10 protein-coding genes are annotated in these 23,329 nt (G+C 67.0%); 2 read left to right on the forward strand and 8 right to left on the reverse strand.

Annotated elements, in window-relative coordinates; all coding sequences use genetic code 11:
• Positions 1 to 535: 535 nt before the first annotated feature.
• Genes ACZ60E_RS37590 through pglW form a run of 6 tightly spaced genes read right to left on the reverse strand, consistent with a single transcriptional unit; the run spans position 536 to position 18,835 of the window.
• Positions 536 to 2,662 carry a DEAD/DEAH box helicase gene (locus ACZ60E_RS37590; RefSeq protein WP_469446396.1) on the reverse strand — a complete coding sequence of 709 codons (2,127 nt, stop codon included), beginning with the start codon at positions 2,660 to 2,662 and terminating at the stop codon, positions 536 to 538.
• Complete coding sequence (gene brxD, locus ACZ60E_RS37595) at positions 2,659 to 3,987, reverse strand: BREX system ATP-binding protein BrxD (RefSeq protein ID WP_469446398.1); 1,329 nt, start codon at positions 3,985 to 3,987, stop codon at positions 2,659 to 2,661. Before brxD ends, ACZ60E_RS37590 begins: the two co-directional genes overlap by 4 nt.
• Positions 3,984 to 6,755: a BREX-2 system phosphatase PglZ gene (pglZ, locus tag ACZ60E_RS37600; RefSeq protein WP_469446400.1), complete on the reverse strand. Its 2,772-nt coding sequence runs from the start codon at positions 6,753 to 6,755 to the stop codon at positions 3,984 to 3,986. Before pglZ ends, brxD begins: the two co-directional genes overlap by 4 nt.
• On the reverse strand, positions 6,755 to 10,669 hold the full coding sequence (locus tag ACZ60E_RS37605) for a BREX-2 system ATPase PglY family protein (protein WP_469446401.1): 3,915 nt from the start codon (positions 10,667 to 10,669) through the stop codon (positions 6,755 to 6,757). Before ACZ60E_RS37605 ends, pglZ begins: the two co-directional genes overlap by 1 nt.
• Complete coding sequence (gene pglX, locus ACZ60E_RS37610; RefSeq protein ID WP_469446402.1) at positions 10,662 to 14,390, reverse strand: BREX-2 system adenine-specific DNA-methyltransferase PglX; 3,729 nt, start codon at positions 14,388 to 14,390, stop codon at positions 10,662 to 10,664. Before pglX ends, ACZ60E_RS37605 begins: the two co-directional genes overlap by 8 nt.
• Positions 14,387 to 18,835, reverse strand: coding sequence for a BREX system serine/threonine kinase PglW (gene pglW, locus ACZ60E_RS37615; RefSeq protein ID WP_469446404.1), 4,449 nt, complete (start codon positions 18,833 to 18,835; stop codon positions 14,387 to 14,389). The genes pglX and pglW overlap by 4 nt, the downstream gene beginning before the upstream one ends.
• A gap of 270 nt (positions 18,836 to 19,105) precedes the next feature.
• Between pglW and ACZ60E_RS37620 the strand changes: the two genes are divergently transcribed.
• Positions 19,106 to 20,101 (forward strand): hypothetical protein, encoded by a 996-nt coding sequence (locus ACZ60E_RS37620; RefSeq protein ID WP_469446406.1) that lies wholly within the window; start codon positions 19,106 to 19,108, stop codon positions 20,099 to 20,101.
• A 27-nt stretch (positions 20,102 to 20,128) separates the two neighbouring features.
• Positions 20,129 to 20,662, forward strand: a complete 534-nt coding sequence (locus tag ACZ60E_RS37625) for a hypothetical protein (RefSeq protein WP_469446408.1) — start codon at positions 20,129 to 20,131, stop codon at positions 20,660 to 20,662.
• Between the two features lie 249 nt (positions 20,663 to 20,911).
• Here the strand turns inward: ACZ60E_RS37625 and ACZ60E_RS37630 are convergent, their stop codons facing one another.
• Complete coding sequence (locus ACZ60E_RS37630; protein ID WP_469446410.1) at positions 20,912 to 22,168, reverse strand: M15 family metallopeptidase; 1,257 nt, start codon at positions 22,166 to 22,168, stop codon at positions 20,912 to 20,914.
• Positions 22,165 to 23,175 carry an NUDIX hydrolase gene (locus tag ACZ60E_RS37635; protein ID WP_469446412.1) on the reverse strand — a complete coding sequence of 337 codons (1,011 nt, stop codon included), beginning with the start codon at positions 23,173 to 23,175 and terminating at the stop codon, positions 22,165 to 22,167. The genes ACZ60E_RS37630 and ACZ60E_RS37635 overlap by 4 nt, the downstream gene beginning before the upstream one ends.
• Between the last annotated feature and the right edge of the window lie 154 nt (positions 23,176 to 23,329).

Consider the following 23,329-nt stretch of genomic DNA (forward strand, 5'->3'; position numbering starts at 1 on the left):
ACCCCTCCTGAGCAGCCAAAACGTCATGGATGGGCGCGGATCGGCACGGGCCGCCAAGATCCTCGAAGGACTCATAATCCGCCGACCGTGGGTTCGAGTCCCACCCGCCCCACCTCAGTAGTGCCCTGACCTGCGGAAACGTTCCTCGTGAGGTATCGGAGGGGCAACTTCGGTTGAACGGACTGAATCCGCGGCTCGCGAGTTCGGAATCTCGTGGGTGCTGTGTTGTGCTGATCGGAAGCTCCTTAATGCCTCTGACCTGCGACGGCACAGGTACTCAAGATTGTTGTTGGCCTCCGAGGTCTCCGCCCTGGAACGGAAGGTTTAGGGACCAGACAGGGAACCAAGTCGGCGCTGACACGATGCATCGCCTGGGTGGGATCAGGGCCAGGGCACCTCTCATCGCTGGCTGTGAGCCGTCGTCCGCGATGTACCGGAGTCCTTAAGGAAGTGCAGCAGCAAGACGCACGAGCCTGATCTCCTGAGGCAGGATCACGTCTGTCAGCTCTTGACCTCTCGTTGATCGACGCCCTTGTCACTGTCCTACGAACCTGGTCGGTTCTCTGAGCGCAGCCGTCGCACCGTCCAGATCCGCGAGCCGAGCGGCAAGGGTGGCCTCCGCGAGCCGGGTCGGCAGTGCGGCGCTGAACTTGAGGCCGTTCAGCGCACGCGCGTCCACTGCCGGAAGGCACAGCTGATCGGCGGCCTCCGAAGTGACCTTTCTCCACTCTGTGGGTGTCGCGTCCTCGCGAAGGCGGATGCACGTGTCCGTTGGCCTCTGGAGCGGATCGGCGATCGTGGTGAGTGTGGCAGCCAATGTGGCGTTGGCCCGGTAGCCGGCCCAGGTCCACCAGCGCACGTTGGTGTCACGTCCGCCCCTTACTACCACTGTCCCGTCGGGGTGGACCAGTTCCGAGCTGCTCTCGCGTGCTTGGGCGAGTGCGGTCCTGGCCCGCCCGGTCAGGGTGACCGGCGGGTCGGCGCCGAGAAGTACTTCCCGTGCCGCGCGAGTCAGTTCGTACGAGGCGGTCCGGCCGGAACCAGTTCCTCCCCAGCGTGCCTTGCCGCCGCCATCGACCGGTTCGACGAAGCATCGCCGCCGGGACCAGTCGATGTACGTAACCTGCCAGCTCTGCCCGGCGAGGAGCAGGCGCCGAGGTCCTACCACCTCTTCGGTCAGCAGCGCGGGATTGGTCGTGCCGATCTCGGTGCGTCCCGAAAGCACCGTGAATTCCGGAGCTGCGGTGAACACTGCAGTGAGGTCCATGAAGTGCCGGTAGCCGAAGCGGCGTTCCGCCTCAGGACCGATGAACAGCATCCCTCCGTCCCGGTCCAGGAAACCCTCCTCGATCAGGTGGCGCACGATGGGCTCGGCCGAAGTGCCGAATGGGCCCAGCCCACCCCACCATTCCGGCCACAGCCGGTCCCCGACCCGGTGCTCCTGCAGGCAGAGTGCCAGTACTTGTTGGGCGACGATGTGTCGGGGCTCTGGTGGGGCCAACACTGGCTCTACCCAGCCGCGCGACCACAGAAGAAGCAAGGCTGCCGCGCCGATCAGTCCGTCCTCGTCGACGGTGAGGAAAAGACAGTTGCGGGTGGAACCCGTCCGCCGGCCGGTCCGGCCAAGGCGCTGGAGAAAGGAGGCCACGGTGGTGGGTGCATCGACCTGGATGACGCGGTCCAAGTCGCCTACGTCGATGCCGAGTTCGAGGGTGCTGGTTGAGACGATCACGCAGTCGCGTGCTTCGGTGAAGGCTTCCTCTGCCCGCCGCCGTTCATCTACTGACAGGGACGCGTGGGACAGGAAAGTGGTCACCCCCTTGGCCCGCAGGCTCTGTCCGAGCTTCTCGACCTGTCGGCGCGATTCGCAGAACACGAGCCGCTTCTCGCCGCGGTGCAGCGCAGTGATCACTGTGGCCGCGTTCTCGAGGGAGCCCACATAGTCGACCTGGATGTCGCCGGGCGGTGGCAGCACAGGGGATGCCTCGCGCAGGTGTGGGGCAACGACCCGCGCCGCGCGGTGCCCGCTCCCGGATCCTTGCAGCCAGGTGAGCAGGTGATCCGGGTTGCCCACCGTCGCGGAAAGCCCGATGCGTTGTACCGGTCGTCCGACGACGCGTTGCAGGCGTTCGAGCACGGCCAGCAGGTGCCACCCCCGGTCGTCCCCTGCGAAGGCGTGCACCTCGTCGACGACGATGGCCTGCAGTCCTGAGAAGAACGCGCGGTGATCGACATTGGTGCTGACGAGCATCGCTTCCAACGATTCCGGTGTGGTCAGCAGTACGTCCGGCCGGTCCCGCAGGATCCTCTTGCGGCGCGGCTGCGACACGTCTCCATGCCACAGTGCGGCGGTCCGCCCCAGCCAGGAGGCGTACGTCTCCAGGCGCGGCAGAAGGTTGTTCAGCAGCGCCTTCAGTGGACAGACATACAGCACGGAGGTGTCGGTCCAGTTCTCCTGCGCCATCTTCGATAGCAGCGGGAAGGAGGCGGCCTCGGTCTTCCCGCCAGCGGTCGGGGCCAGAAGGACAGCGTCCGAGCCGTCGAGCAGCGGCTCGATGGCCTCCTTCTGGAGAGGGCGGAGCTCGGGCCATCCCAAGGTGTTGACGATGTGATGGACCAGTCCGGGATGCAACCGGTCGAGCGGTTCGGGGGCGCCGGTCATGGTAGCTCCAGCTCGATCTCGTCGGCGCTGTCTGCTGCCGCGTTGCGCTCGACCTCGCTCAGCTCAATGGCGTTCACTGTCAGCGCGTAGTGCTTGCGTGGGGCGAAGTCGTCGAATTCGTCGACCCGGTCCAGTACGTCCGCGACCAGCTTGCGCAGGAACAGCCGTGGGGCAATCCCGGCCCGCCCGCCGAGCTTGCCTGTCATGGCGGTGGCCAGCTCGGCGACGTACGCGTCATCGACCAGTGCCTCGATGCGCTCAGGGTGCTTGGCCGCGCCCGCGTACAGGTTCCTTACGGAACAGCCGAGTTCGCCGAGTCTTACGAGATCGAAGCCGGTCAGGCGCAGTTGGACCGCCCGCGGTGAGTCGAAGCGCGGATCGGTCGAGAAGTCGGTCGCCAGCCGTTGGGCGAGCGGTGGGAGTCGCTGTATGCCCTGCTGTCCATCGTAGAAGGCGGGGGTTCCGGTGATCACCAGGAAGAGTCCGGGAAAGCGGCCCGCGTCGATCTCGTCGAGGAGCTGACGCAGTGCGTTCAGCCCCTTCTCACGTACGTCGCCTCGCACCCGCTGCAAGGTCTCGATCTCGTCCAGGACCACCAGGAGCCCGGGATGCCCACAGTCCTTCAGTACGGTGAGCAGACCCTGGAGGAAGCCGAGCGCCGCGAAGTGGTCCAGGTCTCCGCGTACTCCTGCGGTTCGTCGTGCGGAGGCGGCCACCGCCTTCTGGCCGCCAAGCCAGGCGATTACAGCCTCGGCGGCCGCCGAATCCCCGGCAAGCGTGGCCTTGCGGTAACCGCGCAAAGCCGCAGAGAACGCCGGCGTGGTCCGGGCGACCGCGCGCAGTCGTTCCTCCAGCAGGTCCTCGACCGCCTCCTCCAACGCCGCGTTGTCCCCGGCGAGTTCGGGATGCGCCTCGTCCACCTCTTGCTCAAGGGTGTAGAACCATCCGTCGACCACCGAGCGCAGCGCACTGGCCGGTTCGGTCGCGGTGGTCAGCCGCTCGGTGAGCCGGCGGTAGACGGTCTCCAGCTTGTGCAGCGGGGTTTCCGTCTCCGAGATCTGAATCTCGGCGGTGGCCAGCCCGGACCGCTTGGCCCGTTCTGCGAGCCAGCGTGCGAAGAACGTCTTGCCGGACCCGTACTCTCCACGGATCGCGTGAAAGGACGCGCCGCCCGATGCGATCGTGGAGATCCGCTCGTCCAACGCGGGCGTGAAACGGTCCAGACCGACCGCGAACAGGTCGAGTCCCGACTGCGGCACGGTCCCGCGCCGCAACGCGTCGATGACCTCGCGGCGGCGGGCCGCGCTGACGGATGCGACGCTCACATGCTCTCCTGGGACAGCTCGAACTGCTCACGCAGCGTCTCACGATTGAGCCGGACCCTGGTCCGGGAGTCGATCAGACTGATGACCTCGTAGCCCTCGATGTTCAACAGCCGGGTCAGCACGGTCACAAGGCCCTCGGTTCGGGTGTTCGTACGGCCACCCGAACCGAGGGCGGCCGCGGCGACCGCCGCGAGCGAGAGCGTGCCGCCCGCGTGGTCGAGCGCGTCGATGACGGCGGCCACCACCTTGTGCTCCGGCGGCTTGCGGACGAACTTGCGCTGATGCTTGTAGACCGTGGTGTCGAGGATCTGCTGACCGAGCGTGAGCACCGCCGGCTCCGCCGGTGGGGTGGCGGCGGGCACCTCGACCGCATCGTCGGCGAAGAGCTCACCTTCCTGCGGTCGTGGCTTCGGTTTGACCTTCGCTGCCCTCTTCGCCGGCTTGACAGGGATGGGCACCGGTAGGGATGTGGCTTCCGCCTCCCACCACGACGGCTGTACGGTTTCGCGTGGCAGCTCGCTCCACTCCGCGGGTGCCAGCTCTGCCGACGGTGCCAGGACCAGCACCGGCACCGTCATCTCGGCGAGCGCAACACCGCCGTGGTACCCGGACTTGCGCGGGGTGTAGCGGATCTCCTCCGACCAGGGCACGGTGACCCGGCCGCCGTTCTCCAGCACCCGGGGCCCGGAAAGCGAGACCTCGCCTTCACCGACTTCCGGCCCCGTACGCCAGCGGGCCGACTCCACGCCCTCGGCGGTGGACGGCGTGGCCTCGGTTCCTGTTCGGTCCAGCACATGCCCGTGGCCGGACACCAGTACCACCGGACGACCTTGCCCACGAGCGGAGTTGAGGAGCTCGGTGAGGTACTTCACCCGGCTCACCGGCCAGTCGGCGAGCGCGCCCCGCTGCCCGTGATCGAGACTCTCGCTGATCGTGTTCAGTACGACGCCGACCACGTAGTCCGAGGCGATCGCTGCGACCAGCCGCGGGTCGAGCAACTGCCCGGCCGGTCCAGGGATTTCGTCCTTGTGGAAGAGGACCGCCGTGTGCCGGTGCTGTTTCCAGAAGGCAGCGAACCCCTCCCTCTCCACGCTCTGACCGCCCGCAGACGGCCGTCCACACAGCAAGGTCGCCCGGCTGATCGCCGTGACCGAAGGGACCACAGCGACGGCAGCGGACCGTCGTCCCTCGCCGGACAGTTCACTCCACCTCCCCGCGCCGGTCAGCTCCTCGCCGAGCTGGGCCGCGACCGCGCTGCTCATCCCGTCCAGGACGATCACCAGCGGCGGCCGCACCTTCGCCAGCGGGAGTGCGATCGTCCGCAGGACATCCTCCACGAGCAGCGCCCCACCGGACTGCGCGGTGGTGGCGCGCTCGACCCACGGTCCTAGTCGAGCCGCGAAAGCCTCGTCGAGCAGCGCCCGCCGCCGTCGCACCGCGTCGTGCACCGTGCGATACACCAGCGCCAGCGCGGGCTCGGCCTCTCCGCCGCCTGCCCACAGCTGCGCGAGTGCCCGGTCCGCCCACCCCCAGTCGGCCACATGCGTACGCACAGCCTGACCGACCGAGGACATGACCGGTTCCGGCGTGTCCAGCCAGCGCCGCAGCCGCACCGCCATGCCCGCGAGCTCGACCTGCTTCGGGTAGAGGACGGCGGCGAGTCGATGCTCCGCCACATGTTCCCAGGCGGCTTGAGCCGCCTGCGGCCCTTTGGGCAGGGCGTCGGCCAGCCCGTGCAGCCGTGCCTGGAAACCGGATGGCAGGAAGGGGTTGCTGGCCAGTGCGGCGGTCAGATGGGCGTCGTCTGCCAGCCGGTCCGCCTGGTGCAGCACATCGACAACCCGCTGCAGGGCCTCCTCGCTCTGTGGTCCCCGGCCCGATGCCTCGCCGATCCAGCGGGTCAGGGTGCCTTCCACCGCCCGTGCATAGGCCCGGAGTTCGGAGGGACGGGATCCCCGCCCGAACACCGAGCCAAGTGCGACGGCCGCGTCGGCCGATGCCGCGTCCCCGGTCACGACGGACGCCAGCACACCCAGCGCGGTGGCCTCGGCCCCCCGCCCCTGGAGTGCGAGCCGCAGGAGCACAGGCGCAGCCTCGCCCGCACTCTGCGCCAGCCATTCGGTGATGCCTCGGCGTTCGGCCTCCGACAGCTTGGCGAGGCGCTCGGGACCGCCCGGCGTACGGGACCAGGCCAGCAGGGCGTCGACGTCCACCGACGCCCCGCCCTCGAAGAGGCCCTCAAGCCCGAGCCGCACTCCGACCAACGCACGCATCGCCGCGTCCAGGGTGAGCACGGCACCGTGCTGCGGCCAGCCGCCCCGCGTCGCATCAGGCTCGGCGTCGATCAGCGCGGCCGGCAGCCACAGCCATGGATCTCGCCGCATGCGCGGGTCGAGGTCGGAGGCGCCGAAGAGCTGCTTGACGATATCGGCCTCGTCTACAGCGATGATCTGCGAGCGCACCATCTCACCCAGCAGATCGAGACTGATCCGTTCCCCCGGCACATCCGTGGTGACCACCAGCAAGTCCACGTTCTTGGTAGCCAGATGGGCCTGCCAAGCGTCGGTAAGTCCGAGTACCGAGGTGGCATGGGCGACCCGAACCTTGCGCCGTCTCCCGTCGCCGGTCGGCATGCTGAACTCTTCGGGCCCATTCGCCGCGTACTTCCCGTGCACCAGCAGCAGCCGCCGGCCCTTGGTGCGGGCCAGTCGGGTGGTGAGCAGCCCGGTGATGACCCGCTGGTCGAGTTCGGGCACGAGGGCTCCCATCAGTGATCACCTTCCGGTCGACTCAAGCCGTCACCCTCACCGGCCTGCACCACCTGCCATTTGATCTCGATCTCGACGTCCGGATGGGCGGCGGCGTAGTCGCGAATCTCGTCTTGTACGTCGGTGAGCGCCCGGTTGAGTGCGTGTTCCTGCACACGCCCGCCCTCCGCGGCCTTCACCCGCCGCGAGCGACGAGAGGCCGTCGCTGCAGTGGTCGGCGGGGAGGGTAGTGGTGGCTGGTCGTCCGTGGTCGGGCTGACACCGCTGTGACCAGTACTGGACCTGGGGGAGTTCACCTCGGGCGTGACGGTCGGTGGGGGCGGAGGCGACACAGGCGCGACGGTGCTTAGCCGGGCCGCCTCGCTTATCAGAGCCACCGCTTGACCGCGGGCCCCGTTGAGGACCGGCTTCAAGCTGGTGTCGTACTCGTTCCTCGATGCGGCGTCCGCGATCTCCGCGAGCAGTCGCTCGGACCGGTCGGCGAGGCCGTCCCCGCGGTCGGTGTACTTCCGTACGCTGTCGATCAGTTCCCAGTCGGTGCTCTCCAGTGCGTTCAGCACCTCCTGGGCCGAGGAGATCACCTTGCCCAGTTCGAAGTACGTGCTCACATACGTCGCAGTTGCCAGGTCCCGGGTGAGCGGTGTCGCCTCCGGAGTCTGCTTGATCCGGGCGAGGAGGTCGGCCGCGTCCCGAACCGACTGCTCGCGTGCGGTCGGCGCCTCGCCGGTGATGCCGAGGGCGGAGCGGTAGCGTGCCAGAGCCCGCCGCAGCCCGTTGACGGCATTCTCGCGGGCCTCCGCCTTGGTGCGGACATCTGCCGCGAGCGCGTTGACGTTCCGGGTGTATAGCACCGTCGGCACGCTCGTGCCGAACAGTGCTGCGGCTCGCTCGTGCGCCCTGGTGTACTCCTCCTCGCTGGGCCGTTCCTGTGCCCGTAGCGCCCAGCCAGGGCCTATCTGGTCCAGCGCAGGCGCCTTTTCGGCTTTGCCGTTGTAGACCCAGGAACGGTCCGCGAGCAGGGCGTAGGTCGCGATCACCAGATTGGAGACCAGTCTGTCCAGCCCCGTCCAGCCCAGTTCGGTGATCCAGGTGCGGATGTCCTCTGCCCTGAAGTCGCCCTTCGCGCCGTGCTTGCCCGCCTGCTGGTCGATGTGACGGCGCCAGTCCGTGGAGACGTTAAGGGGCCCGTCGTGTACCTCGCCGAGTTCCAGCGGATGCACGATGCGTGCCACATCGCCGAGGTCTCGGCTGTCGACGACGACTCGGCGCGAGCTGTCGTCCATGGCCTTTGTGATCCAGCCGTACGCCATCTTGAACTTCGCGGCGGTGACCGGCTTGCGGCTTTCCTGACGGTCGAAGTTCGGATGCTTGGGATACATCGCGTCCAGCAGACCGTCGGCGAGCTTCAGCAGGTTGTACTCGAAGGCCCCTCCGCCTTGGAGCTGCGGACTGTGCCCGGCGTACAGCGCATGGACGTGCTTGCCCTCGGTGACCTGGGCGCCCAGGTCACTCTCGTTGGCCCTGGCGATCCCGTATGCCTGATGCAGCACCTGCCCCAGCTGTGCGACGAGCGTTTCGCGCTGCGCCTCCAGCTGATGCCGCACCCGTACCTGGTCGTCAGAGCCGAGATGAGTCGCGAAGTCCTTCAAGCGGTCACGATCGAGGAGGTAGTTGATCTTCAGTAGGCGGCCGAGCTGGGTGCCCCGCTGGCTGGAGACGAAGGACGGCAGCCAGATGACGGTCGCCGCGTCCGGCTTCTCCCGCTGCAGGCGGTAGACCCGGTTTTCGTCCGCGCTGGGTGTGCCCTTCTCGTCCTCGTCGAAGGGGTAGTCGATGACCAAGCGGATCCGGTCAGGAGTGGACGGTTCGAACTGCGCGTCGGGCAGGATCTGAGGATCGCGTACGTTCTCGAAGACGAACTCCGCGGTCCGGCGCGTTCCGTGCCAGACGATCTCACGGTCGGCGACGAGCGTGCCGTTGTCGGCGATCTTCAACTCCCGCCACAGCCACTCCTGCACCCACCGCTTGCGTGCCCCGAGGGTGTCCTTCTCGCCGACGCTGTCCAGGATCGGCTCCACATCCAGATCAGACAGATGCAGCGTGAACACCGGGTCCAAGTCATGGCCGTCGCTGCGCAGCTCTCCCGGGAACTGCGCCTGGAGCTCCTGCATCCGCCTGACCACGATCCGGTCCTCCTGGCCGGTGCGCGAGCGGATCGACCCGTGGTTCAGCGCGTTCAGCCGCGGCCCGGTCAACCGGGCGAGAGCCGGCACTTCGGGTGCGAGGTAGGCGAGCAGCATCGTCTTGAGGAAGCGTTCGTCGGCCTTGTACTTGGTGTCTTCGGCAGACCCGTACTTCTCCAGCAGGTGGTCCTTCACCTTGCCGTGGAAGCGCGTCGCCGCCTCGGCCTCACTGCGCAGCCGGTCGGTGAACGCCTCGCCCATTCCCTCGGCCAGTACGTCCCACAGGTCGCCCAGCGGGATCAGCTCGCCGACCTTCATGTCCTCGCGCCGTTGGTAGAGCATCTGCTGGAGCAGCTTGAGACCGGTGCGCTCGCGCTGGAGTGCGCCGGAGAGCGCGACCAGGACGTTGAGGAGGACGGGCGAGACGGGGTAGAGCGCCTTGAAGTCCTTCCAGTCGGCGTGGGTGACGCCGTTGGCGTCGAGGAGTACGTCACGTACCGACTGGTTCGAGGTCTCGATCCGGGCGAAGGCCGCTTCGAGGGCGGCTTTCGCGGCGTCGTCCTTGGGCTTGAGGACCCGCTCCTTGATGATCTCGGGGAGGTTGCGGTCCTCCAGACTGATCGGGTCGATGCGCCCTGCCAGGTACTTGACCTGCTGTTCAAGGTTCTTGGCCTCGGCGCCGACGGCGTCCGAACCGATCAGCTCGGACAGGTCGCGCTGGCGGGATATGAAGGAGATGACCGGCAGCGCGCGGCCGCCCGTGCCCGACTCGATCAGCTTGACCAGCTTGTTGACCTCGTCATTGACGAAGGTCCGCTCACGCAGGTGAGCCTGGAGCCAGAGGATCAGCTCGTCGAGGAAGAGGACGAGACCGTCGTAGCCGAGGGACTTGGCATGCCGACTGATGATGTCCAGGCCGTTCTCCAGCGGGAGGAAAGCGTTCTTCGCACCGAGAGCGCCACGGGAGTACGAGGAGTACGGACCGGACAGCAGCGCGGACGCCAGCCACTCGCGGACTTTCGGATCGGGGGAGGCGGCAAGGGCCTGGTCGAGGAGAACTGGGGACCAGGTCTCCGGGGCCTCCTTGACGTCGAGGTCGACCAGGTCTTCCTCGTCCTCGGCCGCTGGGGTCTGCTGGGCGGGTGTCTTCTCCTCCTTGGGCAGCGCGGGATTGCCGAGCCAGCGGACGAACTGCTCGTCGTCGGCGAAGAACTCCCGCTGGCGGCGGGCGTCGTCGAACATCGCGTCAGTACGGTAGACCGGCGGCACCGGTGCGTCCGGGTGTAACTGCCGGACTGTACGGACGTAGCCGCCGAGGATCGCCGAGTCGAGATCGGTCGCGCCGACCAGGTGGAACGGCACCATCAGGAACTTCCGGTTCCGTAGCCATGCGTCGTGATCCGCGATGATCGGCTGGAGCGTGGGTTTGGCGCGAGCAGCCGGGTCGTTCGAGAGGATCGCGTGCAGCACGGTCATGAAGTGGCTCTTGCCGGAACCGAAGGAGCCGTGCAGATAGGCGGCGTCGGACGTCCCCGCCCGTACGGATGCCTCGACGATCTTCAGCGCACGACGCAGTGCCTGTTCCAGCTGCGGAGTGACCACATACTCGCCGACGCGCTTGGCGGTCTCGTCGAAGCCACCGGACAGCTCGATCTTGAACGACCCGGCACGGACCACCTCGGACAGGTCCAATACGTCCCGGAGGTAGAGCTCGCCGCCGCTGCTACTCATCGTTTTCCACCAACTTCGTCGTGCCCGTTGTCTGCGTCTGTGCTGCCATGGCTGTCGTCTTACGCGCTCGGACCTTCTTCACCGGACGCCAGTCGCTGAGCGCCCTCGGGGTGAGTTGTGCGCTCGCCAACTCCCCGTCCAGGAAGCTCTGGAACTCCTCGGCGGCCGACTCCTCGCCCCACTCCTCGTCGACTTCCCCGAACCATTGCCGCAGCCACGGCATAAGCTCCGCGATACCGGAGAGCAGCGGCACGAGCCGCTCGGCCGGCCAGTCCTGCTGCTTGCGGCGTTCGCTGACGATGTTCAGCAGAGCGGTCGCCTGGTCGCGTTGATCCCAGCCCGCCCAGCCGAGGAGGAGGGTCGGGTCGGAGTCGGGGTTCGCGTCCGGGTAGGAGACGAAACGCTCCTTGGGAACGTCGAGTTTTCCGCGGTTCGACCAGTAGGACTGCTTGGCGAAGTCCGCGGAGGTGTACTTCGGCGGTACGGGGATGTCGAGCCGCTCCCCGGTACGGTCCTCCTCGCGTTGCTGCTCCCATACGGCTTCCCACTGCGCACGCTTGCGCAGGCCGGTGTCCTTGTAGCGGTACGCGGCGAGGTAGGGGACGTGCTCGGCGTCGATCACGTCCGTAAGAACCTGAGTGAGGGAGAGGTTCGGTTTGCCGAGGTGGGTGGCGTAGAGGTGGGCCGTGTGGAGAATCGCTTTCGCATTGGGCAGCTTTTCGAGTTCGTCGGCGAGCTGAGCGATGGTGAGAGTACGGGGCTGCACGAAGCCGTTGAGGACGTGGAACCAGAGGGACTTGTCCTCACAGCGGTCGAGTAACCAGGTGCGGAGCGCGGCCTTCTCGCGCTTCTCCCAGGGGTCGGTGGCCCAGCGCCGCTTGCACTCGGGGCGTTCGATGAGGGCGAGGTCGCGGCGGGCGGAGATGGTGTCGATGCGAGCCTGCACAATGGCCTGGTACCAGTCGGGCCAGTGGGATGGGATCTCGGTGACGGGGGTGGACCGGTGCCGCTCGAACCATGCGGTCTTTAATTCTTCGGCGGCTTGCTTGCGCGCGAGGATGATCTCGAATGCCCGTTCCCCGAGCTGGACTTGGGGGATGGTGGTGGGTGTGGGGGAGGGAGTGGTGAGGCGAGCCTTCTCGGCGTCGGTGAGGAGGCTGTAGGAGTGGTAGACCTCCCAGTCGAGTTCCTCCTGGAGCGCGATCATGCGCTGGCGGGTACGGGTCCAGGCGTCGTGGGCGGCGTCGAGACGGGCGCGGGTGGGCAGCTCGTTGGTGGCGCAGATGGCGGTAGGTTCGTGGGTGGCGAGCTCCTGGGCGAGGGCGTCGAGGGAGCGGCCGAGAGGGAGTGGGAGCTGGGTTGGGAGGGGTAACTCTTGGAGCTTGGTGCCGGTGAACTCGAACCGATGCTCCCAGAGCTCGTCAGAGATGCCCCCGCCGATGCCGCCGTTGCCCTTGGACTGGCTGACCTGCTTGAGCCAGAAGCATGTCGTCGACGAGTTGAGCAGCCCGAGTAACACCAAGTGCTCGTCCTCACTCGCCTCCTCCGGCAGTTTGATGGCTGGGCCGGTTCGGTTGAAGACCTTTCCACCACGATCCAGCGTGAAGTGGTTGTGGGTTGAGACGAAGGGGAATCCAAGCGACATTGGTGATCTATAGCGTTTGGCGAAGAACATGCTGTGATCGAACCAGCGCAACCCGCGTTCTTCCGGTGTCTCGCCGAAGTCCAGACGCTCACGTAGAGAAGTTCGATTCGGCCAGACATAGCGATACTCGCGGTATGTGAGGTCGCGGGGCTTACCGTCCGCATCGTAAGGGAAGAGCGTCCAATTCGGAGTTGAGACGTTGAAGTCGCGAATATGCTCACCTGCGACCACCGGGACGCTGCTGTTCCTTAGCCCGAGAGTGCTAGTCGCCTGTTGCGGTAGATAGAAGGCGAGATCCGACCCGGTGTGCGTAGTTCTGCCTACTGCCGCAACTTGTGGGCCGAGTTTTGAAGGTCGGCTTTCCAGGAGGGATAGCAGCGTGGCAGAGCCACCACCACTCAAGCTCCACGGAAAGTCGGCAAGCTCCAATCGGGGTAGATCAACCACGCCCACCCAGTCCGATTCGCTGCCAGGATTGCCAATTTGTTTGGTGATCGCCGTCCATACGCGACCCTCGGCAGCAACCTCAGGCTGTGTGGGCTCTCCCCTCACCCCCAGCACCGTCCGAACCGGCTCCCCCGGCCGCGTCACATGGTTCCGCCCCACCAGAATCACCGTCGGCGTGCCGTGTCCCGGGATATAAGCCCCTGACGTGTCGATGACATGCGTAAGGTGGACTTCGAGCCGGAAGAACGCCTCGATCAGCTTCTTGCCGAACTCCCGTTTCATGAAGGAGTTCGCCGTGATCTGCCCGACGTACCCCGCATCCCGCTCTGATCCCGACGTCCGCACTGCCAGCTGGAACAGCCGTTCGGCGAACGGCACCGACAGTGCATATGTGCCTGAGCAGGACTCGTACACCCGGTAGTTGAGGTTCTCCTGCTTGTCCTTGACCGTGATGTACGGCGGGTTTCCCACAACCACGTGGTATGAGTCCCGCGTCAGTAGATCGCACCGTTGCGCGTAGTGCTCGATGTCTTCGGTGCGGTAGTGGAAGACCTCCTGCGAGGAGAACAGGTCCTCGCTCTCCCGTTTCGGAGCGCCGCGTCCGTGTAGCAGTGAGTCGGCCACCGCGACGTTGATTGGGAACTCACCCAGCGCATCCAGCCGTTTCTTGCCTGCCGCCTTCAACACCGCCACGAGTAGCCGGAACCGTGCGATTGCCACCGCGAATGGGTTCTTATCGCAGCCGTGGACCGAAGCCAGCGCACGTCGGATCAGGGTCCAGTCATCCGCTACTTTGTCCGCGTCCCGCCACTTCTCCAGTAGCCGCTTGAACATCCCCAACAGGAAGTGCCCAGATCCGCACGCCGGATCGATCATCCTTAGGCCAGCCGGGAGTTCGCGTACGCTGCCGTGCCCGTCATGTATCTCCACAACATGCTCAAGGCCGAACTCCGCCACCGCCGGTTCCAGCGTCAGATCGAGGATGAACTCCTCCACGAACACCGGGGTCTGGAGCAGCGCGTAGGTCTTCCGGGCGTGTTCGCTCAGGTCCTGGTACAGGTCGCCCAGGAAGCGCGTGTTCAGGGTCGGGTCTACGAAGGAGTGCACGATCTCTCCGTCCGCTCCCACCCGCCGCCAGAACTTCAACAGCCCCGTCGCCGCCTCGTACGACGGCTCGATCTCCCACAGCGGGTTGTGCGCACGGTCGAAGAGGCCTGCGACCGTCGGATTGGTCCCCGCCAGGTGATCGAATGCTGCGACGATCCAGTCGCGGTCGTTCTTCTCCGGGTTCACGGCGAAGAACGCCGCGTCGTGGTCCTCAGCGTCCTTGAGGCGTTCGCCGATGCCTGCTAACCACGGCCGGGCGATGAGGCCGTTGTCCTCGCAGAATCGTACGAAGACGCACCCCAGCACCCACGCTGCCGCCACCTGCGTGACCCGCTCGTCCCGCCACGCCTCGTACGTGGCCGCCGTACGCTTGGCCTCGTAGGCTCTCCCGTACTCGGCACCCAACTGCTCCCGGTACACCTCCACCGAGTCGCTGCGCGCCCGTAAGTCGTCCTCCAGGACCGAGACCTGCTTGCGAAGGTCCTTCAGTAAGTGGTCCTTGCCGCTGCCGCGCGTGCTCACTGTGTCATTCCCCCCTGTAATGCAGCCAAGTTCTTGAGGAAGTCCTCGGTCAGCACCACGCGTTCCGCGTCGCCGCCGGTCACCTCCACCGTGAGTCCGTCCAGCTCCGGTGCGCCGTGCGCGTTGTGCGAGGGGGTGAGCAGCCACAGGCCGTGCGGTCGGCCGCCCGGTTTGCGGGCCTCCCGCTGGAGCCCCACTAGCAGCTCGTGCCCGCCCGCCTCGTAGTAGTGGGCCAGTAGCCCAGCCGCGTGAATGAACAGCACCGTCCGCGGCTCCCGCTCGGGCACCTCCTCCAGTCGCTCTGCGACCCGGGGCCATACCCGCACTACGAACGACCGAAGCCCGCCCGGCAGTTCGCCGCTCCTGGTGTACCGGGTGTCCGCGCCCAGCACCTTGGACCAGTCCGTGCCGTGCTTGGCGGCCAGCGCCCGGAACTCCTCCAGGAAGACCCGCGCCAGATTCACCGACACCACCGGGAACGCACTCGAGATCGCCTCCGGCACCGATCCGTTCTCGCCCCGCATCCGCTTGACCGCCACGTTCAGTGCGAGAAAGCCGCCTTCCCGTACCGCGGAGTTGAGTTTCGAGGTGAGCAGGGCCACCGGATCCCGCCCGGCCCCCGCCCTCGCCGTCTGTGTGCGGGAGGACGCCGTCACCGTGCCCGTGGACGAGTACAGCCAGCTGCTGCCGCCGCCCACCGGGGCAACCGGCATCGGCGGCTTGAAACGCTGCTCGGCCGTCTCGTATGTCAGCGGGAAGCCGGCCTTCTTCAGCGCGTCCTCGACCTCGACATACGTGGGCTTGCCGAGCGCCATCTCGGGGAAGCGTGAACGCAGCCGGGCCAGTAGCCCGTCCAGGCTGATGCCGACCTCGCGGCGTACACCCGCCGCGGCCTGAGAGATCTGCAGGGCCCGCCACAGCTCCAGCGACTTGGGGTACACCTCAAGGCGTGGGGAAGCGGCTGCCTTCATCGACGTCGCCGCGGCGAGTGTGACCAACCGGGCGTCGGACAGCGGGTCCATGCCCTCGGGCGTGCCCACGGCACGCAGGTCACGCAGCGCCGCACTCCGGTCGGGAAGGGGATCGCTGATGGCGATCTTCTCGGCCGCGTCGCCCAACGCTATGGCGTACGCGGCGAGTTCACCCGGTGTCGGGTCGTCGGTGCCGTCCAGCGACTCCAGGGCGACGATCAGCCGCCCCCGGCGCCGAAACTGAGCGATTCGGGGCTCGTGCTCCTCGTCGCGACCGGTGAGCAGCGTCTCGGCGGCGACTGCCGCCCGTACAACGGCGAGCGCGGCGGCCTCCGTGCCCTCGCTGGTCGTGCTCTCCGAGCCATGACTGGCGGCGAGTACCCGGGCCAGTTCGCGAGCGGTCATCACGCGGCCGGCGTCCCGAACAGCGTCGACCAGTTCACCGCACAGGATGTCCATCCAGCTTGCCTCGGCCCAGTCGCCGATGGTCGAGCCGAGGTGCTTGGAGACCGTGTACTCAGAGGCTTTGACCGCCTCCGCGACCTGCCGGTTGGTCGGCCAGGTTCCGATTTCCGAGTTGCCGTCGAGCCCAAGCCAAGCCGCGACCACTTGCGGTCGCTTGTTGTCCTTGCGGCCTGTCGGCTCCGGGTTGAGGAGGGCCGCGAGTTGCTCCACGTTCTGCCGGGCCTCGTACTGCGCGCCGAGCTTGTTGTCCGTGACCGGCCCGAGAGCCTCAACCGGCTGTACCGGCATGGCAGTCACGGCCTTGGACTTCCTCGGACGGAGAGCCGCCGTCCACTGTCGGTGCCGCCGGTTGAGCTCCTTCTTCACGACCGCGCCGATCCCGCGTTTGTTGCGGAAGCGGGGCAGCGGCACGTCGAGCAGCTCGCCGACCGTCACTGCGCCGAGTTCCTCGGCCACCGCCGCCGCCCGCTCGGTCAGCCCCGCGTCCCTGAGTGTGGTGGAGAGCTTCGCCCTGTCCGCGTACAGATCGCGGATGTCGTCCTCGGACAACCCCTCAGGCAGCCCGCTGACCCCCAGGAGCGACACGGTGTCCGTGGTCGGAGGCGGCTGGGTGCGGTCTGCGTCGTTGAAGATCGCCCGCCAGGCGTCCCGCATCTGCCGCAGTGATTCGAAGCGGCGGTTGACGTCTCGGTGCAGCGCCCGCTCGAAGAACGTCTCAAGCCCCGGACGCAGTACGGCTACGAAGGCATCGGAGGCGAGGAGTGGGGTTTCGTCCTTCATGGCGGTCAGTGGGTCGTCGGTGCCATTGCCCCACGTGGGCCGCTCGGCGGCAGCCAGCTCGTGCAGGACGACGGCGGCCGCGTACCGCTCCGCGTAGTCGTCGTACACAGGCCGCCGTGCGTCACCCAGGAAAGGGTCGAGGTAGCCGCGGGTGCCCGCCTTGATGTCCCGATCGGAGACGGCCGCAAGAGAGAAGTCGAACAGCATCAGCTGCTGCTCGCCGTCCTCCCTGACCTTGATCCCGAGGTTGTCGGGTTTGAGGTCGCGGTGGCGCATGCCCCTGGCGGCCAAGTCGTCCAGCGCCATGAAGAGGTCCTCGCCACAGGTCGCCAACTCCTCGTAGCCCAGCGGCCCGTGACTGCGTAGCCGCTGGCCCAGCGTCTCGGGGCCGGCGTATTCCAGGGCCAGTACGGTTCGGCCGGCGAGGGTGCGCGGACCCTCGTACAGTTTGACGATGCGGCCGCTGCTGATTTGTTGCAGGGCTGCAGCCTCGGAGGCCAGACGCTCGTTCTTCTCCGCGTCCAGAGCGACCTTGAGGACCCGTTCCTCGTCCACTCTCCGCCCACGTTCGTCCTCGCTGACGCGGCTCACGTACAGGGCGCGCGCGGTGGAGCCCGTTCCGAGCACCCGCTCCACCGTCCAGTCGCCGTCGACGGCCTGTCCGGGTGTGGCGTCAAGAGGGTCGGCCTCCACGGCGATTGCCTGGGCGGCACGGGCCTGCTCGGCTTCGTCGAGCCGGGCGAGGAAGGCGTCTGCGGAGTCGAGACGTTCGTCGACCGAGGCCCGGGTGGCGGCGTACACCAATTCGTCGAGGTCGGAGTCGACGGCGTCGCTGACCGCGTAGAGGTGCAGTCCGCCGTCGGCTTGGAGTCGTTCCTTGAGCGCGGTGCGGGTTTCGGCGGGCGGCATTCCCGTCAGGATGTGGTGGGCGACCGCTCCGAGGCCGAAGACGTCAAGGTCCACGGGGTCGGGGAAGTCGGCATCGGTCTCGGGTGCGAGGTAGCACTGGGCAGCGTCCTCGATGTGCTCCCCGGTGAAGGAGGACTCGCCGAGCGAGCGCAGCGAGGTGGTGTCGAAGTCGCGTGCGGACGCCTGCCAGTCGATGATCTGCAGCACGGGGTTTCTGCCGTTCTCCCGCGCACTGACGTACACCGAGCGGGCAGCTAGCGCGCGGTGGTAGAGCGAGCGGCGGTGGGCGTAGCGGACGGCCTCGGCGAGCTGGCGGACCATGTCGCGGCGTACCGCGTCGGTCAGCTTCGCGCCGTACACAGCAAGGTAGTTGTCCAGACGGAGATCGCTCTCACGGTGGCGGAACAGGATCGCCGGACCGCCCTGGTGCTGGCGCAAGGCGACGGCCTGGGCGATGCCGCGGTGAGCGATGCCCTGGAGCACCTGGTACTCGCGTTCTGCGGCCCGGGTGGCGGAGCGGCGCTGCTCCTCGCTCGCCAACTGCTCGACGAGGTAGACCCGGACCCGGCCCTCCTCGTGGATCATCTCCTTGCGTTCCGCGAGCCGGTCCTCCCAGGTGGGGCCCGCGTCCAGGGGACGGGAGGAGAGCTTCCAGCCGTCGCCGAAGTCGAGGTGGGCCGTGGAGGCTCGCACTCCGATCTTCTTCATCAAGGCGGGGATGTGCCGGGCGAAGTTCTCGGTTAATCGCCAGTTCTCGCGCTCCGGCGGGAGATTCAGGAAGTCGTCCCAGATGCCGGGCAGCCCCGTCTTGGAGTCGTCACGCCCGTACACATGAGTGCGCTGCACCGTGTCCAGCTCGCTGGTGAGCAGCGGGTCGGAGAGGAAGACGGCCGGGTCGATGCGCGGGATCCGTTCTCCCGGACAGATCTCGCGGGCGGCCTCCTGGAGGCGGGACTTGAGTTCCTTGGACTTCAAGTCTGTGAGGTGTAACGGATTGCGGATCGTCCGGATCCGGCCGTCGGGCGCGTGGAAGCTCCAGGTGTCGCCGCTGTTGACCACCCGGCCCGGGTGTCCCTTCAGCTCGACCAGGTACAGGCCGCGAGGCATGGCGATGAGGAGATCGCACTCATTGATACGGCCGCTCATGGCGGTGAAGGAGAAGGTTGCCCAGGCGTAGTGCGGGGCGGTGACCGGCATCCGCTGTCTGATGTGATCGAGGGCCGCCTGCTCCCAAGGGAACGGTGACGGCCGCGTCTGATACCAGCGTTTCACCTGAGGTGGACCGGGCCTGGGGGTCGCCTGGCTGGCTGCTGCCGCCACCGTCGTTCACCGCACCTTTCATCTGCCCGATCCACCCGCCTATCGATGTGATCCGTGAGGAGCGTGATGGGATGTGGTGAATCGCGACGTGTTCATATCGTCAGATAAATGAGGGGGACATCGTGCCAGGTGGGAGGAGGCGCCGCAGGGGCCAGATGCCAAGTTGGGGCGGTTTCGAGATGAACTGGATGGAGATTGTCGCGATCAGGCCATTCCGTGGCCGGTATGGCATGCGTCACGGCGCGTCCGCCTACGCTCGTGTGTCATTCAATGAACCGCAGCGGGGAGGCGGATATGGCCGGGGCGGTACGCCAACGGACCGTGTATTTCTTCGAGGTCGTCGAAGCCAAAGACGGTCAGCCCCGCATGGAGCCCCAGCCCTGGCGAGGCTTCCTTGACCGTGTCGCGGTCTCGGAGCCGCACGAGCGGATCGTGCGCAGCGCGGACGACCAACTGGTCGGGATCGTGGATACGGCCACCGGGGCCGACCATCTCCAGCTCGCCAAGATCACTGGTGAGGTACCGCACCAACTCGACCACAGCAACGGCACCATTGAAGCCCTACAGCTCGCGGCCGGCACGGACGTCGTCCATGTGACCACGCTCTGCTTCCTGTCCTACGGAAACATCATCGGCGCCCTGCCTGGCGGCTTCTCCGCGCCGCGTGTCAGCGCCATCACCAAGTGGCTGAACGGGATCGGACTCTCTTGCGGCGAGGTCGTACTCAAGCCGGTTATTCACGCGCGAGCCCGTGAGAAACTCAACCGCATCGAGGCGGTGTCGGAGTTCACCGTGCAACTCGAAGGCGCTCCGGCGGACACGGTCAGTGCCTTGAGCGCGCGAGGCGATCTCGCGGACTCATTGCGGAGTTTCGGGCAGCGCCATCCCGATACTTCCATCACGCTCTCGCTGAAGGTTCCCAGGCGCGGGGGACGGCTGAGCAAGCTCCGCAGGAACCGTGCTGCCACCCAACTGCGGAGTGATGTCCTGCAGTTCATTCCCGACCTCGATGAGTGGATGGACGAGTCGGGCGTGGTGCGCTCGGTCAGCGGCCAGGTTGCCATCCGGGACCCACACCGACAGTCCCTGGAGTACGAGCCGCTCGACTTCCTGGCACACCGCATCACGGCGCAGTGCGAAGTGCCGATCGCGTTCACCGACGGCCGATCGGTCGATCTGCACTACGCCGTCGACGCGATCTTCGCCGCGGCCCGTACGCATGAACGTGCGCTCCAGGAAGCCTGTCAGTACCGGCCGCTAATCTAAGCAGCAGTGCAGGAGTTGGGGGCCGACATGCTGGATTGGCTGTGGCGGCGATGGGTGGGACGGCCGGCGGTGGACTGGATCCTCGCGCTGACGATCACCGGGGTGCATGCTGCGGCTGTGCAAATCGTAGGTGGCGGAGATGTGCTGGCCTGGCCAGACAGGGAACAGAGGGTCGCTGCCTACACCGCGACGGCGACCGTCGCCGCCGTTGTCGGCAGCTTCATCACTGCGGCCGTCACCCTGTATGCCGCATCCACTGGGCAACGGATGCGCACGCTACGCACTCATCCTGTACAGGGGCCGCAGTTCCGTCGGAATTGGATGAGCATCCTCAGCGCGACGCTGGTGATCTCAGGGCTGTGCCTGATGGCCATCATCCTTGATACGACGCAGCGAGACCCAGGCGGGACACACTGGTTGGCCGAGGCGGCCATAGCTCTGGGGGTGGCGCGGGCGACGCGGCTGGTGTGGTTGTTCGGCAAAGTCATAGCGGGGGGCGATATCGATCTCGCGGATGTCACGCTCACTCCGCCGGTGTCGGCGCGGCGGCCCGGGGTGTGAGAGGTGTAGTGGCGGAGCGTCTGCACATCCGGGAGGGGAATCCACTGTGCTTCGTTTCGGAGCCGGTCTCCCGGGTGAGGGCCGGGACTGCTGGGATCGCCTGCTGGGTGTCGTCAGGCATACGTTCCTCCGTTCGATGCTTTCCGTCCGTCGCAGTCGTGGGGTCTCGATCGACCACGGGCGGTAGCCGCGCTCCTGCGTGTCCTGATCGGAGTGGGTGGCGAGGAAGCGGACGAGTCTGCCGACGCGCTACGGCAGTTCGATCGGTCCGTAGCGCGCGTGCGGCTCCTGCCGCATCAGTGCGTACCGGTCCGCCACCGAGAAGTGCCAGAACTCGGTTCCGTAATTCGTGAAACCCGCGCCCTCCATCGCGTCGAGCAGCAGCGTGCGACGGTGGCGTGCCTGGTCGCTGAGGTTCGGGGCGTGCGTGAAGCACGCCCCGTCGCTCTCCTCTGGGGAGGCGTTGACGCGGGTTCCGAGGTCGAGTTCGTGGCCGTCCTGGTCGACGAGGGTCACGTCCACGGCCGCGCCCGCGGAGTGAGGCGCGATCTCCGGCAGCGACACATACCGGCTGGCGGCCTGGTGCAGCTGCTCAGGCGTCCAGTCGGGGTGGACGGCGGCCAGCTCGTCGCGGTACTCGGTGAAGTAGCGCTGTTGGAGGGCCAGCGGCCGGTAGCCCTCGATGAACAGCAGGTCGGTACCGGCGGGCAGGAGCGAGCGCGCGTGCTTCAGCCGGGTGAGGACGCCTTCACGTACGTGGGCGAACGCGCCCACCGGGTCTCGCTTTCGGGTGTCGACGCGGACGTCGTGGTCGCGCACGTCGACGAGCGACTCTCCGCACTCGCGCACCGGGATCGCGGCGACCTGCGGATCGGACATCAACACCAGGTTCATCGGATCTCCCTGTGATGGCGTGCACTGCGGTGGCGGGGCGGAGGCGGTCAGATCGGATTCGCGCACGATCCGGGCGACGGTCTCCTGCAGCGTGCTGTCGGCCGGGACCACGGTCTCCAAACCGCCGGGGAGCAGATCCAGCTCGCGGTACCAAGAGGTGAGGTGGTTTTCGGTGACTTGCTCCAGGTACGCGGCGTCCGCTTTCGACGCGTGCCGGGCCAGCGTCACTTCCAGAGGCACGTCGAGGTAGTAGCAGGCTGAGACGCCGCTGTGGTCCCCGACCAGCGACGTGATCATGTGGCTGTAGCGGTCGGCGTAGAGGATCCCTTCGAGTACGACGTGAAAGCCGGCGTCCAGGGCGTGACGGGCGATCCTGCCCAGCAGGGCGATGTTGGCGCCGCCCGTGGTGTCGTGCTCGCGCAGCACATTTCGCCGGATCACGTCCTGGCCCACGATCGCGACACCCCGGCCGTAGTGATCTCGCAGGCCCTGGGCCACGCTCGACTTACCCGACGCCGAGTTTCCGCGGATCACTACGAGGCGGGTGTCGGGACGCCCGACCGCTGTCACAGCGGGCACGTGGCGGGGCGCGCTGGTCGGTGTGCCGGTCATGCGGGCCAGCCCGTCTCGCTGTACAGCTCGCCGTTCTGGATCTTCGCGATAGCCAGTCGGGTGTAGGGGACGAGATCGTCGGGAAGGGCAGTGGGGTCCCAGAACTTCCACTGGGTGCACTTGTCCGGCTCGCGCAGTTCCGGCTCGCCGCTCCAGGCGCGGGCGCGAAAGAACAGGCCCATACGGGGCGGGTTCCTGGGCTTGCCGATGTGGTGGACGACGTGGACGAGTTCGACGTCCTTGCGCTCGATATGCAGGCCGGCTTCCTCGCGTGCCTCCCTGATCAGGCAGGCAATGGCGTTCTCCTGTTCGCAGTGCCCGGCCAGGACGTGCCAGGTGGACGGCGCGAACGGGGAGTTGGGGTGGCGCAGTCCGAGCAGCACCGTCCCGTCGGGCCGCTCCAGATAGAGGTGGACGCCGATGATATTGGGGACCGTGCCATGCGGTGACGCCGGACTTTCCTCCTCGGGTTCAGGTCCGCTCTGCGTCGCCGGAAGGCTGGTGGCGTGGCGCCGTACGAGGTCGCTAGTGGTGTCCGCGATGCGGAGGCGGTGAAGGTCCGAGGGAGAGAACCAGGCGAGCATCACCCCTTCGGTCAAATGGAGTTCGCGCGGGTCACCGTTCCAGCGGCCTGCGTAGATGGCGATGGGTAGGGTCGCGCCGGCGTCGTCGGTGGTGTGCTCGGTGCCGAACGGGGTGAGGTCGGCGAGGTCGAGGCCGGCTTCCTCGGCCAGTTCACGCCGGACGGTGTGTTCCAGGGTGGCGTCCTGAGACTCGCGGCCGCCGCCCAGCAGGGACCACATGCCCGGCTCCCAGATTTGGCCGGGGAAGTAATCGCGCAGGTGGAGCAGGTACTCGCCGCGGTCGTTGTAGATCAGGGCCGAGGCGTTGGCCGTCTTCGGTTCGGCCCGGAGCGGGAGCTTGAGCAGCTTCTTGCGCAGGGCTGGAGAGGTCACCCGGTCCACGGGATGCCACTCGATGCCGCCGATCTCTTCCTCCTGCAGCACGACCGGCACTTCGGTGGCGGTGTGCAGACGGAAGAGGAACCGGAAGTCGAAGTGCTGGTGCTTAGGGCTCGTAAAGAATCAACACGGTGGTTTTGTCTCTGTCGTGAGAGCGATGCCGTGCGCGGTTGCGTAGACGTGGAGGCCGGTGAGGGTG

Source organism: Streptomyces sp. NPDC102514 (assembly GCF_055584525.1).

Coding starts and splice junctions, on each gene's coding strand:
- ACZ60E_RS37605 (WP_469446401.1), bottom strand. CDS start 10,669: ATGAGTAGCAGCGGCGGCGAGCTCTACCTCCGGGACGTATTGGACCTG.
- pglZ (WP_469446400.1), bottom strand. CDS start 6,755: ATGGGAGCCCTCGTGCCCGAACTCGACCAGCGGGTCATCACCGGGCTG.
- ACZ60E_RS37590 (WP_469446396.1), bottom strand. CDS start 2,662: ATGACCGGCGCCCCCGAACCGCTCGACCGGTTGCATCCCGGACTGGTC.
- ACZ60E_RS37620 (WP_469446406.1), top strand. CDS start 19,106: ATGAACCGCAGCGGGGAGGCGGATATGGCCGGGGCGGTACGCCAACGG.
- ACZ60E_RS37630 (WP_469446410.1), bottom strand. CDS start 22,168: ATGACCGGCACACCGACCAGCGCGCCCCGCCACGTGCCCGCTGTGACA.
- ACZ60E_RS37625 (WP_469446408.1), top strand. CDS start 20,129: ATGCTGGATTGGCTGTGGCGGCGATGGGTGGGACGGCCGGCGGTGGAC.